Origin of the sequence: Pseudonocardia humida (genome assembly GCF_023898865.1) — a bacterium.
In the GTDB taxonomy this organism is placed as follows: domain Bacteria; phylum Actinomycetota; class Actinomycetes; order Mycobacteriales; family Pseudonocardiaceae; genus Pseudonocardia; species Pseudonocardia humida.
On sequence record NZ_JAGSOV010000017.1, the window covers coordinates 1 to 16,846 of the forward strand.

Annotated in this window: 18 protein-coding genes and 1 pseudogene; 5 read left to right on the forward strand and 14 right to left on the reverse strand. The window is 73.3% G+C overall.

The features are described 5' to 3' along the window. The 10 genes and pseudogenes from KDL28_RS42390 to KDL28_RS07845 form a co-directional block, all read right to left on the reverse strand. Positions 1–304 (reverse strand): annotated as a pseudogene (locus KDL28_RS42390) (tRNA pseudouridine(38-40) synthase TruA); the annotation flags it as partial. Positions 305–384: 80 nt separating this feature from the next. After that, positions 385–1,155, reverse strand: coding sequence for a 50S ribosomal protein L17, sunset domain variant (gene rplQ / locus KDL28_RS42395; protein WP_443698371.1), 771 nt, complete (start codon positions 1,153–1,155; stop codon positions 385–387). 2 nt (positions 1,156–1,157) lie between these two features. Then, positions 1,158–2,219, reverse strand: a complete 1,062-nt coding sequence (locus KDL28_RS07810; RefSeq protein WP_214402190.1) for a DNA-directed RNA polymerase subunit alpha — start codon at positions 2,217–2,219, stop codon at positions 1,158–1,160. 120 nt (positions 2,220–2,339) lie between these two features. Further along, complete coding sequence (gene rpsD, locus KDL28_RS07815; protein ID WP_252436701.1) at positions 2,340–2,945, reverse strand: 30S ribosomal protein S4; 606 nt, start codon at positions 2,943–2,945, stop codon at positions 2,340–2,342. Positions 2,946–2,965: 20 nt separating this feature from the next. Further along, complete coding sequence (rpsK, locus tag KDL28_RS07820) at positions 2,966–3,373, reverse strand: 30S ribosomal protein S11 (RefSeq protein WP_214402188.1); 408 nt, start codon at positions 3,371–3,373, stop codon at positions 2,966–2,968. Further along, positions 3,373–3,753 carry a 30S ribosomal protein S13 gene (gene rpsM, locus KDL28_RS07825; RefSeq protein WP_252436702.1) on the reverse strand — a complete coding sequence of 127 codons (381 nt, stop codon included), beginning with the start codon at positions 3,751–3,753 and terminating at the stop codon, positions 3,373–3,375. Before rpsM ends, rpsK begins: the two co-directional genes overlap by 1 nt. A 167-nt stretch (positions 3,754–3,920) precedes the next feature. Further along, positions 3,921–4,034 (reverse strand): 50S ribosomal protein L36, encoded by a 114-nt coding sequence (gene rpmJ, locus KDL28_RS07830; RefSeq protein ID WP_214402186.1) that lies wholly within the window; start codon positions 4,032–4,034, stop codon positions 3,921–3,923. A gap of 32 nt (positions 4,035–4,066) precedes the next feature. Further along, positions 4,067–4,288 (reverse strand): translation initiation factor IF-1, encoded by a 222-nt coding sequence (gene infA, locus KDL28_RS07835; protein WP_028929190.1) that lies wholly within the window; start codon positions 4,286–4,288, stop codon positions 4,067–4,069. A 195-nt stretch (positions 4,289–4,483) separates the two neighbouring features. Continuing rightward, positions 4,484–4,930: a DUF1707 SHOCT-like domain-containing protein gene (locus KDL28_RS07840; RefSeq protein ID WP_252436703.1), complete on the reverse strand. Its 447-nt coding sequence runs from the start codon at positions 4,928–4,930 to the stop codon at positions 4,484–4,486. A gap of 67 nt (positions 4,931–4,997) precedes the next feature. Continuing rightward, on the reverse strand, positions 4,998–5,576 hold the full coding sequence (locus tag KDL28_RS07845) for a TetR/AcrR family transcriptional regulator (protein ID WP_252436704.1): 579 nt from the start codon (positions 5,574–5,576) through the stop codon (positions 4,998–5,000). Positions 5,577–5,663: 87 nt separating this feature from the next. Between KDL28_RS07845 and KDL28_RS07850 the strand changes: the two genes are divergently transcribed. The 4 genes from KDL28_RS07850 (at position 5,664) to KDL28_RS07865 (ending at position 10,563) form a co-directional block, all read left to right on the forward strand. Continuing rightward, a complete protein-coding gene (locus KDL28_RS07850; protein ID WP_252436705.1) occupies positions 5,664–6,590 on the forward strand; it encodes a TIGR03564 family F420-dependent LLM class oxidoreductase in 927 nt (308 codons plus the stop codon). A gap of 42 nt (positions 6,591–6,632) precedes the next feature. Next, positions 6,633–7,910 carry an MFS transporter gene (locus tag KDL28_RS07855; RefSeq protein WP_252436706.1) on the forward strand — a complete coding sequence of 426 codons (1,278 nt, stop codon included), beginning with the start codon at positions 6,633–6,635 and terminating at the stop codon, positions 7,908–7,910. A gap of 269 nt (positions 7,911–8,179) precedes the next feature. Continuing rightward, positions 8,180–10,372: a carbon starvation CstA family protein gene (locus KDL28_RS07860; protein WP_252436707.1), complete on the forward strand. Its 2,193-nt coding sequence runs from the start codon at positions 8,180–8,182 to the stop codon at positions 10,370–10,372. Beyond that, positions 10,369–10,563 carry a YbdD/YjiX family protein gene (locus KDL28_RS07865; RefSeq protein ID WP_252436708.1) on the forward strand — a complete coding sequence of 65 codons (195 nt, stop codon included), beginning with the start codon at positions 10,369–10,371 and terminating at the stop codon, positions 10,561–10,563. The genes KDL28_RS07860 and KDL28_RS07865 overlap by 4 nt, the downstream gene beginning before the upstream one ends. 247 nt (positions 10,564–10,810) lie before the next feature. Here KDL28_RS07865 and KDL28_RS07870 read toward each other — a convergent pair whose 3' ends face one another. The 4 genes from KDL28_RS07870 to KDL28_RS07885 form a co-directional block, all read right to left on the reverse strand. Next, the gene (locus tag KDL28_RS07870) at positions 10,811–12,193 is read right to left on the reverse strand and encodes an NAD(P)(+) transhydrogenase (Re/Si-specific) subunit beta (protein ID WP_252436792.1); all 1,383 of its coding nucleotides are present in this window, start codon (positions 12,191–12,193) and stop codon (positions 10,811–10,813) included. A gap of 19 nt (positions 12,194–12,212) precedes the next feature. After that, complete coding sequence (locus KDL28_RS07875; protein ID WP_252436709.1) at positions 12,213–12,536, reverse strand: NAD(P) transhydrogenase subunit alpha part 2; 324 nt, start codon at positions 12,534–12,536, stop codon at positions 12,213–12,215. Continuing rightward, positions 12,536–13,651: a Re/Si-specific NAD(P)(+) transhydrogenase subunit alpha gene (locus KDL28_RS07880; protein WP_252436710.1), complete on the reverse strand. Its 1,116-nt coding sequence runs from the start codon at positions 13,649–13,651 to the stop codon at positions 12,536–12,538. The genes KDL28_RS07875 and KDL28_RS07880 overlap by 1 nt, the downstream gene beginning before the upstream one ends. Positions 13,652–13,746: 95 nt before the next feature. Then, positions 13,747–15,180, reverse strand: a complete 1,434-nt coding sequence (locus KDL28_RS07885; RefSeq protein ID WP_252436711.1) for an alpha/beta fold hydrolase — start codon at positions 15,178–15,180, stop codon at positions 13,747–13,749. 201 nt (positions 15,181–15,381) lie between these two features. Between KDL28_RS07885 and KDL28_RS07890 the strand changes: the two genes are divergently transcribed. Next, on the forward strand, positions 15,382–16,845 hold the full coding sequence (locus KDL28_RS07890; protein ID WP_252436712.1) for an ATP-binding protein: 1,464 nt from the start codon (positions 15,382–15,384) through the stop codon (positions 16,843–16,845). The last annotated feature ends 1 nt before the right edge of the window (position 16,846 follow it).

Below are 16,846 nucleotides of genomic sequence, written 5' to 3' on the forward strand. Positions count from 1 at the left end.
CCGGGTGGTGGGGGGGCAGCCGGGGGGCCGGGGGCGGGACGAGCCCCGGGGGGTCGGTGCCGTCGGCCAGGTCGGCGTGCGCGACCTGGCCGACGGCGTGCACGCCGGCGTCCGTGCGCCCGGCGACGGTCAGCCGCGCGTCGCCGCGCAGGACGGTCGCCAGCGCGCCCTCCAGCACCCCGCAGACCGTGCGCAGGCCGGGTTGGCGGGCCCAGCCGGAGAACTCGGTGCCGTCGTAGGCGATGTCGAGCCGGAACCGGCGGGTCGGGCCGGGCTCGGCCGGGGGCCCGCTGTCGGGGTGCAGGCCGGGAACCGCCCCGGGATCGACGACGAGCCCGCCCTCCGGGTGGGGGGCGGGCTCGGCGTCGCGGTACTGCTGCTCGATCAGGGCTCCTGGCCCTCGTCGGCGGCCTCGGCCTCGGCGGAGTGCTGCGACGCCGGGGCGGCGAAGCCCGCGGCCTCGGCGGCCTCCTCGGAGGCGAACCACACCTCGGCCACGGTCTGCCCGTAGTGGGACGAACCGGGGACGTGGTACAGCATCGAGTCGGCGTTGCCCTTGATCGGGAAGCCGGCCGGGGCCTCCTGCGGGTCGTCCAGCGGGGCGTGGCTGCCCTCGCCGTACGGCGCGTCCACGGTGGCGGCCGACTCCTCGACCTCGACCGGCTCGCCGACGGGACCGGTGGCGTCGGCGACGGCCGGCTCCTCGGTCGCCGGGACCTGCGCGGTCGGGTTCGGCTCGGTCTCCTGCTTGCGCGAGGAGGACACGCGCCGGGCCCGGTCGGCCTCGTCGGTGACGGTCTTCTGGGCCACCAGCTCGATCACGGCCATGGGGGCGTTGTCGCCCTTGCGCGGCAGCGTCTTGGTGATCCGGGTGTAGCCACCCTGCCGGTCCGCGAAGAACGGGCCGATCTCGTTGACCAGGGCGTGCACGACGTCCTTGTTCCTGATCACCTTGGCGATCAGGCGGATGTTGTGCAGGTCGCCCTTCTTGGCCTTGGTGATCAGCTGCTCGGCGTAGGGCCGCAGCCGGCGGGCCTTGGCCTCCGTCGTGGTGATCCGGCGGTGCTCGAACAGCGACGTGGCCAGGTTGGCCAGGATCAGCCTCTGGTGCGCGGGAGAGCCGCCGAGGCGGGGCCCCTTGGTGGGCTGAGGCATGGCTACAACTGCTCCGTTTCTGCGTAGTCCTGGCCGTCGTCGTGGAACGGGTCGTGCTCGAAGCCGCCCGCGCCCGCGGTGTCGGCGACGCCGTACTCGCCGGCGGCCGCGGACGGGTCGAACCCGGGCGGGCTGTCCTTGAGGGCCAGCCCCAGGCCGACGAGCTTCATCTTGACCTCGTCGATGGACTTGGCCCCGAAGTTGCGGATGTCGAGGAGGTCGGCCTCGCTGCGCCCGACCAGCTCGCCCACGGTGTGGATGCCCTCGCGCTTGAGGCAGTTGTAGGACCGCACGGTGAGGTCCAGCTCCTCGATCGGCATCGCGAAGGCGGCGATGGTGTCGGCCTCCTGCGGCGACGGCCCGATCTCGATGGCGTCGGCGTCCACGTTGAGCTCGCGGGCCAGCCCGAAGAGCTCGACGAGGGTCTTGCCCGCCGAGGCCAGCGCGTCGCGCGGGGCCAGCGAAGGCTTGGTCTCCACGTCCAGCACCAGCTTGTCGAAGTCGGTGCGCTGCTCGACGCGGGTGGCCTCGACCTTGTAGGTCACCTTCATGACCGGCGAGTAGATCGAGTCGACCGGGATGCGGCCGATCTCGGCGCCGGTGGCCTTGTTCTGCATGGCCGGCACGTAGCCGCGGCCCCGCTCGACGACCAGCTCGACCTCGAGGCGGCCCTTGTCGTTCAGGGTGGCGATGTGCAGGTCGGGGTTGTGCACCGTGACGCCCGCCGGGGGAACGATGTCGCCCGCGGTGACCGCACCGGGGCCCTGCTTGCGCAGGTACATGGTCACCGGCTCGTCCTCCTCGGAGCTGACGACCAGCTCCTTGAGGTTGAGGATGATGTCGGTGACGTCCTCCTTGACGCCCGGCACGGTGGTGAACTCGTGCAGGACGCCGTCGATGCGGATGCTGGTGACGGCCGCACCGGGGATGGACGAGAGCAGCGTGCGCCGCAGCGAGTTGCCCAGCGTGTAGCCGAAGCCGGGCTCGAGCGGCTCGATGACGAACCGGGAGCGGGTGTCGACCACCGGCTCCTCGGTCAGGGTGGGGCGCTGAGAGATCAGCATGGTGTGGTGCCCTCCTTCAGGCGCCGCGGCAACCGCTATTTGATGCCGCGGGGGTGGCCGGTCCTTGACCGGCCGACCCCCGTCGCCTCCCTACGGCGACGGGGGTGGTGAAGAGCGCTGCTACTTCGAGTAGAGCTCGACGATCAGCTGCTCGGTGACCTGGGTGTCGATCTGCGCACGCTCGGGCAGCTGGTGCACCAGGATCCGCATGGTCGACGGGACGACCTGCAGCCACGCCGGGATCGGTCGGTCGCCCTGGAGCTCCTTGGCGATGACGAACGGGTCCATGTTCCGCGACTTGTCGCGGACGTCGATGATGTCGTAGCGCGAGACCCGGTAGCTGGGGATGTCCACCTTCTGGCCGTTGACCAGGAAGTGCCCGTGGTTCACGAGCTGGCGGGCCATCCGCCGGGTGCGGGCCAGGCCCGCCCGGTACACGACGTTGTCGAGCCGCGACTCGAGGATCTGCAGCAGGTTGTCACCGGTCTTGCCGGCGCGCCGGTTCGCCTCCTCGTAGTACCGGGAGAACTGCTTCTCCAGCACGCCGTAGGCGAACTTGGCCTTCTGCTTCTCCTGCATCTGCAGGAGGTACTCGGTCTCCTTGATCCGGATCCGGCCGTGCTGGCCGGGCGGGTAGGGACGGCGCTCGAACGCCTGGTCGCCGCCGACGAGGTCGACCTTGAGCCGGCGGGACTTGCGGGTCATGGGGCCGGTGTAACGAGCCATGTCTGGTTACTCCCTCTCCCCTAGACCCGGCGCCGCTTGGGCGGGCGGCAGCCGTTGTGCGGCTGCGGGGTGACGTCGGAGATCGTGCCGACCTCGAGACCGGCGGCCTGCAGCGAACGGATCGCGGTCTCCCGGCCGGAGCCGGGGCCCTTGACGAACACGTCGACCTTCTTCATGCCGTGCTCGGCCGCCTTGCGGGCGGCGCTCTCCGCGGCCATCTGGGCGGCGAAGGGCGTGGACTTGCGCGAGCCCTTGAAGCCGACGTGGCCTGCGGAGGCCCAGGCGATCACGGCACCGGTCGGGTCGGTGATCGACACGATCGTGTTGTTGAAGGTGCTCTTGATGTGCGCGTGACCGTGCGCGACGTTCTTCTTCTCGCTGCGGCGGACCTTCTTGGGCCCGGCCGCGGTGCGTCCGCGGGGCGGCACTACTTCTTACCTGCCTTCTTCTTGCCGGCGACGGTCTTCTTGGGACCCTTGCGGCCGCGGGCGTTGGTCTTGGTCCGCTGGCCGCGCACCGGCAGTCCGCGGCGGTGGCGGATGCCCTGGTAGCAGCCGATCTCGATCTTGCGACGGATGTCGGCCTGGACCTCGCGGCGCAGGTCGCCCTCGACGCGCAGGTTCGACTCGATGTACTCGCGGAGCCTGGTGAGGTCCTCGTCGGTCAGGTCCTTGGACCGCAGGTCGCGGTCGATTCCGGTGGCCTCGAGGATCTCCTTGGACCGGGTGCGCCCGATCCCGAAGATGTAGGTGAGCGCGATCTCCATCCGCTTGTCGCGGGGGAGGTCGACGCCGGCAAGACGTGCCATGCGGTCGGTGTTCTCCTTGTTCTGCGTCGTCCCAGGTCTGCCCCGCGCCCGTCCCGGTCCGCTGTCCGGGCCCCGGCCTGGTTCCGGGGGTCACCGGGCCCGTGTGGCCCGGTGGGTGCGCGGGGGTCCGCGGTGTTGCTGGGTCGCTGTGCTGCGAGCCTGCGCGATCAGCCCTGGCGCTGCTTGTGGCGCAGGTTCTCGCAGATCACCATGACGCGACCGTGCCGGCGGATCACCCGGCACTTGTCGCAGATCTTCTTGACGCTCGGCTGGACCTTCACGTCCGTCGCTCTTCTCTTCGCTCGTGGTTACGTCACTTGTAGCGGTAGACGATGCGGCCGCGGGTCAGGTCGTACGGCGACAGCTCGACCACGACCCGGTCCTCGGGCAGGATCCGGATGTAGTGCTGACGCATCTTGCCGCTGATGTGCGCGAGGACCCGGTGTCCGTTCTCCAGTTCCACGCGGAACATCGCGTTCGGCAAGGGCTCCACGACCCGGCCCTCTACCTCGATCGCCCCGTCCTTCTTGGCCATGTCCTCCGCGTTCCCTGACAGGTGTGCGTAGCATCGGTTCCGTACGTCGGGCGCAGCGCAGCTCCGGGACCGGGACCTGCGGGAGGCACGACGGAACCGGCGCCACAGAACGCGCCGAACCACCAGTGTACGTCGCTCGCGCGTGGGCCCGCCGCCGGGGCCTCGTCCAGGACCGTTGCGGCCCGGGCGGCGACGTCAGCGCCCCTGCAGCCGCGTCCCGATCCAGGCCACCAGCAGCACGGTGCCCCACGGGCCGGCCACCCACAGGAACCACGGGAAGACGAACTGGCCCAGGGCGAGGCAGCTGATCGCCCAGATGGCCATGGTGGTCGCGCTGGCCGCGGCCCACGCCGCGACGCCCGAGCGGAAGTCGGCGTTCGGGTCCTCGGCGGGCGCCGCACCGGCTGCGACGGCCGGCACGGCCGACACCGGCGGGAGGTCGCTGGTCAGCGCGTCGAGCTCGCCGTAGGTGCGGGCGGCCAGGGTGGCCTGGATGCGCTCGTCGAACTCCTCGGCGTCCAGCCTGCCCTCGACGTGCGCCGCGCGCAGCCGGTCGAGCACGATGTCGCGGTCGGCGTGGCCGGCGCGCAGGTCCTCCGGTCGCACGGCGGGCCGCTCGGGCTGCTCGGGTCGGCCGTCCACCTTCCCCATGATGCGCCACCGGCGGCCGGAACGCACTGGTCCGACGCGGTGCCCGCACGGGGTGCGGTCACGCCGGAGCGACCCGGATGCCGTCGACCACGACGCCCAGCAACCGCTCGGCCCGCGCCCGCGCGCCCGGACGCCCCTCCGTCGATGCGGCGATCGCCCCGGTCAGCTGGAGCAGCTCGTCGGCGACGAGCCCGGCGCGCACGACCCCCGCGCTCCGCGCGCGGTCGAGCAGCGCCTCCCCCGCCGTCTCGATGCGGTGGTGGAACGCGGCCAGCGACGCCGGGTCGGCCACGTCGGCCAGCAGGGCCGCGGCGAGCCCGCGGTGGGCGACGGCGTGCACGAGCACCGCGCGGAGCCAGGCGACCAGCGCCCCGGCCGGGTCCGGCTCGGCCAGCAGGGCGTCGGCGGTGGCGCAGAGGGCGTCGACGTGGCCGGCGAAGACGGCCTGCAGCAGCGCCTGCCGGGTGGCGAAGTGCCGGTGCAGGGTCGCCGACCCCACCCCGGCCCGCCGGGCGATCTCCTCCAGCGACGCCCCGGCCCCCTGCTCGGCGACGACGGCGGCGGCCACCTCGACGATCCGGTCGCGGTTGCGCCGGGCGTCGGCGCGCTGCGGGCGGGCAGCCGGGGAACCGGTCACGACGTGCTCCTTTGCCGAATCGGGGTGGTCCCCCGTATCGTACGGCCGAGCAACCGGGGGACCACCCCACTTGACGGACGGAGCACCGTGGACATCGGAGTAGCGGTCGGCGACCTGCGCGGACCGACCACCGCCGCCGGGCTGGAGGAGCAGGTGCGCGACGCGGCGACCAGCGGCTTCCGCACCGCGTGGGCGAGCCAGGCGCTCGGTTGGGACGCGCTCACCGCCCTCGCCGTGGCCGGCCGGGTGCCGGGCATCGCGCTGGGCACCGCGGTGCTGCCCGTCCCGCAGCGGCACCCGCTGGTGCTCGCCGGGCAGGCGCTGAGCACGCAGGCCGCCGTCGACGGCCGGCTGGTGCTGGGCGTCGGGGCCGGCATCGGGGCGATGCTGGGCGCGATGTTCGGCGCGCCCCACGACCGCCCGGCCCGGCGCATGCGCGAGTACCTGGCCGTGCTGCGGCCGCTGCTGCGCGGCGAGCCCGTCGACCACCACGGCCCCGCGCTCACCGCCGTCGGGGCCGTCGACGTGCCGGGGGCCACGCCGCCGCCGGTCCTGCTCGCCGCCCTCGGCCCCGCCATGCTCCGGGTGGCCGGAGAGCTCGCCGACGGCACCGTCACCTGGCTGACCGGGCCGCGCACCCTGCACGAGCACGTCGTGCCCCGGCTGGTCCGCGCCGCGGCCGGGCGTGCGGCTCCGCGCGTCGTCGTCGGCCTGCCGGTCTGCGTCACCACGGACGACGCCGCCGTGCGCGCCCGGATCGCGGAGCGGTTCGCGCAGGCCGGCCGGGTGCCGGAGTACCGCGCGGTGCTCGACCGCGAAGGCGTCGCCGACGCCGGCGGGGTCGCCGTCGTCGGGGACGAGGACGCCGTCCTGCGGCAGGTCCACCGGCTCCGGGACGCCGGGGCCACCGAGTTCCTCGCCGCCCCGTTCGGCACCCCCGACGAGCAGCGCCGGACCCTGCGGGTGCTGGCCGGCGGGCGTTCCGGCGGCGAGCCGTCGGGGCGGACCGGATAAACCGGACGCGCACCCGGGCGGGGCGGGTTTAGCGTCCGATCGGTGAAGTCCGACGACGGCGCGGTCCGGCATCGCGCGCTCCCGCGCCCCCTGCGCCCGTTCCGGCACCGGGGATACCGCCTGCTCGTCCTCTCCATGGCCGTCTCGCTGCTGGGCAGCGGCGTGTGGCTGGTGGCGGTCGTCTACCAGGTCATCGCGCTCGGCGGCGGGCCCAGCGAGCTGTCCGCGGTGGCCACCGCGTTCAGCGCCGGGCTGCTCAGCAGCATCCTGGTCGGCGGGGTGGCCGCCGACCGGCTGCCCAAGCGCGCGCTGATGATCGGCGTCGAGGCGGTCAAGACGGTCGGCGCCGGAGCGGTGGCCGTGCTCGGCCTGACCGGCGCCCTGCAGCTGTGGCAGCTGGCGGCGATCTCGTTCGTGCTCGGGGCGGCCGAGGCGTTCTTCTACCCGGCGTACTCGGCGTTGCTGCCCCAGCTGCTCCCGGCCGACGAGCTGCTCGCGGCCAACGGGGTCGAGGGCGCGCTCCGCCCGGTCCTCCAACGGGCCCTCGGGCCCGCCGTGGCGGGCCTGCTGGTGGGGGCGCTGCTGCCGGCCGCCGCCGTGCTCCTCACCACCGGCACCTATCTGCTGGCGATGCTCGCCCTGCTGCGGATGCCCCCGGTCGCCGTCGTGCCCGGCGACGGCTCCTCGCCCCTGCGCGACCTCAAGGAGGGCTTCTCCTACCTGCTGCGCACCGGCTGGCTGTTCGCCACGCTCGCGTTCGCCACCGTGTACGTGCTGCTGGTCATCGGACCGATCGAGGTGCTGCTGCCGTTCGCGGTGCGCGACCAGGCCGGTGGCGGGCCCTCCGAGTTCGCCCTCGTCATCGCCGGGTACGGGGTGGGCGGGGCGGTCGGCTCGATCGCGGTCGCGTCGATGCGCCTGCCCCGGCGCTACCAGACGGTGATGCTGCTCTGCTGGGGCGCGGGGGCGCTGCCGCTGGCCGTCATCGGCGTCACCGACCGGATCTGGCTGATGGTCGCGGCGAGCTTCGTCGTCGGCGTCACCGACGCCGCGGCCATGGTCATCTGGGGCACCCTGCTGCAGCGGCGGGTGCCCACCCGCCTGCTGGGCAGGGTCTCCAGCCTGGACTTCTTCGTCTCGCTGGCCTTCATGCCGGTGTCGATGGCCGTGGCCGGGCCGGTCGGCGAGGCGGTCGGGATCCCGCTGGTCTTCCTGGTGGTCGGGGTGGTCCCGGTGTTCCTGGCGGTGATCGCGCTGCTCGCGTGGCGGTTGCCGCGCGACGAGATCGCCCACCCGCTCGACGCGCCCACCGGGACATGACGGCGGGCACGGACACCGACAGGTCACGTCCTCACCAAGGCTCTGGACCTGAGGGGCCCGTTTGCGGACCATGCCGGGGAACCGAGAGCACTCGGTCAGCGGATGCGCTTGATCCGTGACGGAGGTAGACCCCCGGTTGCGAAGCCGGTGACCACCGGAACCGGAGCACGGGGACCGCGGCGAAGGCGCCGCGGGCGGGAGCGAGGAGAGCCGATGTCGACCAGACCAGCCGACCGACCACGATGCGGCGCCCGACGGGGAGACCCGTCATGAGCACCGAGACCCCCGAGGCCCCGGACAGCCCTCCCCACAGCCCGGCACCGGACCGCGGCTCCCGGTTCACCGTGCGCTCCGCGCTGATCTGGGGCGCCGTCGCGGTCGTCGGCGCGGTGGCGTGGGGCGTCATCGCGCTGTCGCGCGGCGAGAGCATCTCGGCGATCTGGCTGGTCGTCGCGGCCCTCGGCTCGTACGCCATCGCCTACCGGTTCTACGCGCGGTTCATCGCGAAGAAGGTGCTGGAGGTCGACGACACCCGCGCCACCCCGGCCGAGCGGCTCGACAACGGCACCGACTTCCAGCCGATGGACCGCCGGGTGCTGTTCGGCCACCACTTCGCGGCCATCGCCGGCGCGGGTCCGCTGGTCGGGCCGGTGCTGGCGGCCCAGATGGGCTACCTGCCCGGCACGATCTGGATCATCGTCGGGGTCATCTTCGCCGGCGCCGTGCAGGACATGGTGGTCCTGTTCTTCTCCATGCGCCGCGACGGGCGCAGCCTCGGCCAGATGGCCCGCGACGAGATCGGCCCGGTGGGCGGGGTGGCCGCCCTCATCGGCGTGTTCGCCATCATGATCATCCTGCTGGCGGTGCTCGCGCTGGTCGTGGTGAACGCGCTGGCCAAGTCGCCGTGGGGCACGTTCTCCATCGCCATGACCATCCCCATCGCCGTCTTCATGGGCTTCTACCTGCGGATGATCAGACCCGGCCGGGTCATGGAGACCAGCGTCATCGGCGTCGCGCTGCTGCTGCTGGCCATCGTGGCCGGCGGCTGGGTGCAGGAGTCGTCCTGGGCCCCGGCGTTCACCCTGTCGCCGCAGGCGCTGGTCATCGCCCTGGTCATCTACGGGTTCGCGGCCTCGGTGCTGCCGGTGTGGATGCTGCTGGCCCCGCGCGACTACCTGTCGACGTTCATGAAGGTCGGCACGATCGTGCTGCTCGCGCTCGGCGTGATCCTGTCCGCGCCGATGATGCAGGCCCCGGCGGTGACCGAGTTCGCGATCAACGGCAACGGACCGGTGTTCGCCGGCTCACTGTTCCCGTTCGTGTTCATCACGATCGCCTGCGGCGCCCTGTCCGGCTTCCACGCGCTGATCGCCTCGGGCACCACGCCCAAGCTGATCCAGAAGGAGTCGCAGGTCCGGATGATCGGCTACGGCGCCATGCTGACCGAGTCGTTCGTGGCCGTGATGGCGCTGATCGCGGCGTCGATCCTGGACCCCGGGCTCTACTACGCGATGAACGCCCCGGCCGGCCTGCTCGGCACCACCGTGGAGTCGGCGTCGGAGGCGGTGAACAACCTCGGCTTCGCCATCACCCCGGAGGCGCTGGCCGGCGCGGCCGCCGCGGTCCAGGAGAGCACCCTGATCGCCCGCACCGGCGGCGCACCGACACTGGCCGTCGGCATGTCGGAGATCTTCGCCGGGGTCTTCGGCGGGGCCGCGCTCAAGGCGTTCTGGTACCACTTCGCGATCATGTTCGAGGCCCTGTTCATCCTGACCACGGTGGACGCGGGCACCCGGGTCGGGCGCTACATGCTGCAGGACACCCTGGGCAACGTGCACAAGCCCTTCCGGGACGTGAACTGGAAGCCCGGCCTGTGGATCACCAGCGCCGTCGTCGTCGGGGCGTGGGGCTACTTCCTGTGGGCCGGCGTGAACGACCCGCTGGGCGGCATCAACCAGCTGTTCCCGCTGTTCGGCATCGCGAACCAGCTGCTCGCGGCGATCGCGCTGACCGTCTGCACCACGCTGCTGATCAAAACGGGCCGGGCCCGCTACGCCTGGGTGACGGCCGTCCCGCTGGCCTGGGACGTCGCCGTGACCCTGACCGCGAGCTGGCAGAAGGTGTTCTCGTCCGACCCGACCCTGGGCTTCTTCGCCCAGCGGGCCCGCTACTCCGCGGCCCTGGAGCGGGGCGAGGTGCTCGCCCCGGCCAAGGACCTCGACCAGATGGGCACGGTGGTGGTGAACTCGACGGTCGACGGCGTGCTGTCCATCGTGTTCGCGCTGCTGGTGATCATCGTGGTGGTGAACGCGATGTTCGTCTGGTACCGCGCCCTGACCTCGACCGAACCGCTGGGCAGCAGCGAGGCGCCCGCCGTCGAGTCGAAGATCGTGGCCCCGGCCGGGCTCATCGCCACCCCGGCGGAGAAGCGGGCCATGGCCGAGGCCGGGAGCCGCGAGTGATCGCGGCGCTGCGCCGGGCCGGGTCGGGCGTGCTCTGGTACCTGCGCGAGGTGAGCGGGGAGGCGGACTACGACCGCTACCTCGCCCGCCACGAGCGCGAGCACCCCGGCACCCCGCCGCTCACCCGGCGGGAGTTCGAGAAGCGCCGGATGGACCGGGCCCAGGAGCACCCCCAGTCCCGCTGCTGCTGACCCCCTCTCCCGTCGAGAACGAAGTCGTCGTCGTTTTGGACCGGTCCAAACGACAACAGCTTCGTTCTCGACGGGTGGGTTGGGTGAGTACCCGCGGCTAACGGGCGACGGCACTCCGCACGATCCGCAGCGCCTCGTCGTAGGAGTGGACGTGCGAGTGGCGCGGTCGCCCAGGCTGGTTGGCCCAGCGCACCGTTCGCTCGCCCGGGGTGTGTGGTCGGGCGAGCGAGTGGTGCGGCGGGGCGGATCAGAGGGCCTTGAGCTCCTCGGTCACCTCGGCGACCGACTTCTTGGCGTCCCCGAACAGCATCGAGGTGTTCTCGGCGTAGAACAGCGGGTTGTCGATGCCGGCGAAGCCGCTGCTCATCGAGCGCTTGAGCACGATCACCGAGCGGCTCTCGTCGACGTTGAGGATCGGCATGCCGTGGATGGGCGAGCTGGGGTCGTTGCGCGCGGCCGGGTTGGTGACGTCGTTCGCCCCGATCACCAGCGTGACGTCGGTGCGGGCGAACTCGTCGTTGATCTCGTCCATCTCCTTGAGTGCGTCGTAGGAGACGTCGGCCTCGGCCAGCAGCACGTTCATGTGGCCGGGCATCCGGCCGGCGACCGGGTGGATGGCGTACTTGACCTCGACGCCCTTGCTCTCCAGCAGCTTGGCCATGTCCTTGACGGCGTGCTGGGCCTGGGCGACCGCCATGCCGTAGCCGGGGACCACGATGACCTGGGAGGCGTAGGCCATCTGGACCGCGGCGTCGGCGGCGGAGGTGGAGGTGACCGTGCGGTCGACGCCGTCGTCGGCGCCGGGCAGCGTGGTCGTGCCGCCGAAGCCGCCGGCCACGATGGCCGGGATCGAGCGGTTCATGGCCTTGGCCATCAGGTTGGTCAGGATCGAGCCGGACGCACCGACGATCATGCCGGCGACGATCATCGCGGTGTTGTCCAGCGCCAGGCCTGCGGCCGCGGCCGACAGGCCCGTCATGGCGTTGAGCAGCGAGATGACGACCGGCATGTCGGCGCCGCCGATCGGCAGCACGACCAGCACGCCCAGCACCGCGGCGAGCACCAGCAGCAGCACGATCCAGATCTCCGGGGCGCCACCGAGACCCGCGACGACCGCGCAGGCGATCGCGCCCAGCAGCAGCAGGCCGTTGACGAACTGCTGGGCCGCGCCGAGCCCGATGGGGCGCCCGGGCAGGATCTCCTGCAGCTTGCCGAACGCGATCAGCGAGCCCCAGAACGAGATCGAGCCGACGATCGCGGCGAACATCGACGCCACGACGACGTAGCCGGCCTCGGTGGCGAAGCCGTCGCTGGTGCGGAACTCCGACCAGGCGATCAGCGCCACCGCGCCGCCGCCGACGCCGTTGAACAGCGCCACCATCTGCGGCATCGCGGTCATCTTGACCTGCCGGGCGGACGGCACGCCGAGCGCCGCCCCGACGACCAGCCCGACGATGATCAGCACCCAGTTGTGCTCGACCTGCAGCAGCGTGGCGACGACCGCGATCGTCATGCCGACCGCGGCGATCAGGTTGCCGCGCACCGCGGTCTTGGGCCCGGTCAGGCCCATCAGGCCGTAGATGAACAGGGCGAACGAGATGATGTAGAGGATCGGGACGATGATGTCCATGGCCGCGGCGTCCACCGGCTCAGCCCTTCCCGTCGGTGTCGCGCTTGACCGGCTCCGGCCGGGGCTTGAACATCCCCAGCATCCGGTCGGTCACCAGGAACCCGCCGATCACGTTGATCATGCCGAAGACGATCGCCACCACCAGGATGATCGAGTCGACGACCGACGGGTTCTCCAGGTGGCCCAGCACGATCAGCCCGCCGAGCAGCACGATCCCGTGGATCGCGTTGGTGCCCGACATCAGCGGCGTGTGCAGCGTGTTGGGGACCTTCGAGATGACCGTGAACCCGACGAACCCGGCCAGCACCAGGATCGCGATGTTCGCCAGCAGACCGCTCTCCATCAGGCCTCCTCCCCTTCCGACCGGGTCACGCAGGACTTCGCGAGCACCTCGTCGTCCCAGTTCGGCGCGAGCGCGCCGTCCTCGTCCAGCATCAGCTCCAGCAGCGCCGAGACGTTGCGCGCGTACAGCTCCGAGGCGTGCTCGGGCATCGTGGCCGGCAGGTTCAGCGGTGAGGCGATGGTGACGTCGTGCTTGACGACGACCTCGCCGGGCTCGGTGAGCTCGCAGTTGCCGCCGGCCTCACCGGCCAGGTCGACCACGACGCTGCCGGGGCGCATGCCCTCCACGGCCGCGGCGGTGACCAGGGTGGGCGCCTTGCGGCCGGGCACCAGCGCGGTCGTGATGACCACGTCGAACCCGGTGATCGCCTCCTCCAGCCGCTTCTGCTGCTGGCTCCGCTCGTCCTCGGTGAGCTCGCGGGCGTAGCCGCCCTCGCCGGCCGCGTCGATGCCCAGGTCGAGCCACTGCGCGCCGAGCGAGCGGACCTGGTCGGCCACCTCGGGACGGACGTCGTAGCCGGTGGTTCGGGCACCCAGCCGCTTGGCCGTGGCCAGCGCCTGCAGCCCGGCCACGCCCACGCCGAGCACGAGCGCGGTGGCCGGCTTCACGGTGCCCGCGGCGGTGGTGAGCATCGGGAAGAACCGGGTGGACCGGTCGGCGGCGAGCAGGACGGCCTTGTAACCGGCCACGTTGGCCTGCGAGGACAGCGCGTCCATCGACTGGGCCCGGGAGATGCGCGGGATCGCCTCGACGGCGAAGGCCAGCACACCGGCCTCGCGCAGCGCGGTGATGGTCTCCGGGGAGGTGCGCGGGGCCAGGAACCCGATCAGGGTCGCGCCGGAGCGCAGCCTGCCGATCTCCTCGGTGGTGGGCGGGTTCACCTTCACCACGACCTCGGCCGACCACGGGTCGCCGATGGTGGCGCCCGCGGCGGTGTAGAGCTCGTCGGGGATCAACGCACCCAGCCCGGCCCCGGACTCGACGACGACCTCGACGCCCTTCGCCCGGAGTCTCTCGACGACCTTGGGGACCAGAGCCACCCGCCGTTCTCCACTCCCCATCTCACGGGGAACTCCCACGGTAGCGGGTGGTCGAGCCGCGCCTTCGGAACTCATGGGGGGAACCTAGCCCAGCCGTCGAGCCCACCCTGCCGTTCTGTGACCGGGTCCTGACGCGGACCGCAATCTGAACCGATTCAGGCGCAGTCCGCTCACCCGGCCGGGTGGCACCGGGTGCCCACCGGCGGGAGTCGCAGTTCGACAAGGTACCGGTCGGCGTGCTCGATGACGCAGGCGTTCCCGGACTGGTACAGCACGTGGCCCGGCCCCTCGTAGCGGACGACGACCGAGCCCGGGACCTGCCCGGCGGCCGCCTCGGTCAGCACACCGTCGCCCCAGGAGCCGGCCCCGAGCAGTGGCGGCAGGTCGTCGCCGGGCAGCGGGGCGGGCGGGTCGGCGACCGGTCCGGTCCACCCCGAGCACGGCAGGTGCAGCGCGTGACCCAGGCCGGCGAAGTGCGGCGAGAGGGCCACCGCCCGTTCCTCGGCCCGCAGGTACTCGGCGTGGTCGGGGTAGCCGAGCCCGTCCTGGCAGTGCACGGCGCTGCCGAACGGGAACATCGGCTGCTTGGGCAGCGGCAGCAGCGTGGCGAACCCCGAGGCGTCGCCGCGCCGCGCGGCGGCGACGGACTCGGCGAAGCGACCCCACTGACCTGAGTTGAGCATCACGCCGGCGTGCAGCTTGAGGTCGAACCCGCTGAAGGCGGCCTCGGGCCCGGCGCCCGGGACCGGGACCGGGCCGCGGTCGGCCACCTCGACCAGCGCCAGCCACACCCCGGACACGTCCTCCCCGTGCAACGCGCAGGCGCGATCGCCCGCGCACCAGTCCGCGAACCGGTCGAAGTTCTCCTCCACGGTCCGGTAGCCGATGCGGTCCAGCTCAGCCGCTGCGACGTGCGGGATGACGCCGTCCAGGAACGCCGCTCTGACCCGGGCGGGGAACAGGCGGGCGTACGCGGCGGCGGGCACGCCACCGTAGGAGCTGGCCATCAGGCTGAGACGCGACTCGCCGAGGGCGGCCCGGACGGCGTCGACGTCGCGGGCCACCGAGGCGGAGTCGAGGTGGTCGAACAGCTCCGGGTCCGCGTCCCGGCACCGCTGCAGTGCGGCCCGGTTGCCTGCCGCCTGGGCGTCGAACTCGTCCTGGTCCGCGGGTGGGACCTGCACCGGGCCGAACTCCGAGCACACCGGCGCCAGTGCGGTGCGCGCGTTGCGCGGGGCGAAGGTGACCACGTCGAACCGCTCGCGCAGCGCCATCAGGGTCGCCGATGAGCGCTTCATGTCGTCGATCCCCGAGACTCCCGGGCCGCCGGGGACGGCGAACACCACGCCGATCCGCCGGTCCGGGTCGGTGCCGGGCAACCTGGCCAGCGGCAGCGCGATCCTCCGACCGGTCGGCCGGGACCAGTCCACCGGCACCTCGATGGAGGCGCACTGCATCCCGTCCGGCACGTCCGGGCCGGGGCACCGGGTCCAGGCCGGCGCCGGCCGGTCGACGGGGGCCTCCGCCCCACCCACCACCGGCACCACCGCGAGCAGCAGCGCCGCGACCGCTCCGACCGCCGCGACCCATCCGGTTGTCCGCATCCGATGCCTCCGCTCCTCGGGACGTCCGTGGCCGGCCATCGTCGGGCGCGCCGGGCGCCCGGCGCGTCCCGCCCGCGGGCGGATCACGCCCTCCCCCGCCCGGGCGGGGGTGCGGGCCGCGACGTCACCCCCGGGTAGGGGTGGGCGGTTCGCACTCGGGAGGGACGTGCCCGGCGCCGGACGTCCCTAGGCTCATCGCCGATGACGCCCGGGGACGAGGATGCGGTGGCGGGCGCCCGGCACCCGCTGGTGGCGGCCCTGCGCGCGACGCTCTGGTCGGCGCCGGCCCGTCCGCGCGGCGGCCGACCGGGGCTGCCCCGCGGACCGGCGCGGCCGCGGTCGGGCCGGGTGCTGCTCGGGGTGGGTGCCGGGGTGGCCGCGGCGCTGGGTTGGCCGGTGTGGCCGGTCCGGGTCGCGCTCGCCGTCATGCTCACGCCGGCGGGCTACGCCCTGCTGTGGCTGCTGATGCCCGACGCGGACCGCGACGGCGGCCGGGGGGACGACCGGGCCCGGGCCGTGGCCGCCGGGCTCCTGGTGATCGGGACCGGCACCCTCGTCGCCCTGCTGGGTGGGCGTGAACTGCTGCTGGCCGGGCTGCCGGTGCCGGTGGTGGTGGTGCTCGCCGCGGCCGTGGGCGCCGCGGTCCCCGCGCTGGCCTGGTCGGCGCTGCTGGCGTGGCGGGTGCTGGCCGCGTCCGGGCTCCTGACGATGGCCGCTGTCGCCTGCTGGGTGGGCCACCCGGTGCTGCCGGGCTCTCCGCTGCCGCTGGCCGGGCTCCCCGTGCTGGCCGCGACGCTGGTCCTGCTCGCGCTGCGGCACCCGCGCCCGGTCGCCTGCGGAGCCGGAGCGCTCACCGTGCCGCTGCTGGTGGCCGCGGCTCCGCTGTCGGTGCACCCGTGGCCGCTGACGATCGCGCTGGCCGCGGGCGCGGTGGGGCTGCTGCTGATCGGCGGCCTCGCCCGGGCGCGCCGCCTGCTCGCCGGCCGGCTCGACCGGCAGCGGGAGCTGCGAGAGCACGACCTGGCCCGCCGGGCGGTGCTCGAGGAGCGGGCCCGCATCGCCCGGGACCTGCACGACGTCCTGGCCCACCACCTGTCGCTCATCGCCGTGCAGGCCGAGGCCGCCCCGCACCGGGTCGACGAGGTGCCCGAGCCGCTCCGCGCCGGGCTGGCCGCGATCCGGGCCGCCGCCCGCGACGCGCTCGACGGGACGCGGGCGATCGTGGCCGTGCTGCGCGTCGATCCCGACGACGGCCCGGCCGACCGCGGTCCGGCACCCGGGCTGCACGACCTCGACGAGCTGGTCCGGGGCGTCCGGCGGACCGGCACCGAGGTCGCGGTCTCGGTGCGCGGCGTCCCGGTCGCGCTGCCCCTCGACGTCGACCTGGCCGCGTACCGGATCGTCCAGGAGGCGCTGAGCAACGTGACCCGCCACGCCAGGGGCGCCCGGGCGAGCGTCACCGTCACCTACCGGCCGACCGCGCTCGTCCTCGAGGTGGTCGACAGCGGCGGCACCGGTGGCCCGGTCGCCGGGGGCGGGCACGGCCTGGCCGGGATGCGGGAGCGGGCCACCGCCCACGGTGGCCGGCTCGACGCCGGACCGACCGCTGACGGGGGCTTCGCGGTGCTCGCGGAACTGCCGGTGCCCGCCGGACCGGGTCGGTAGG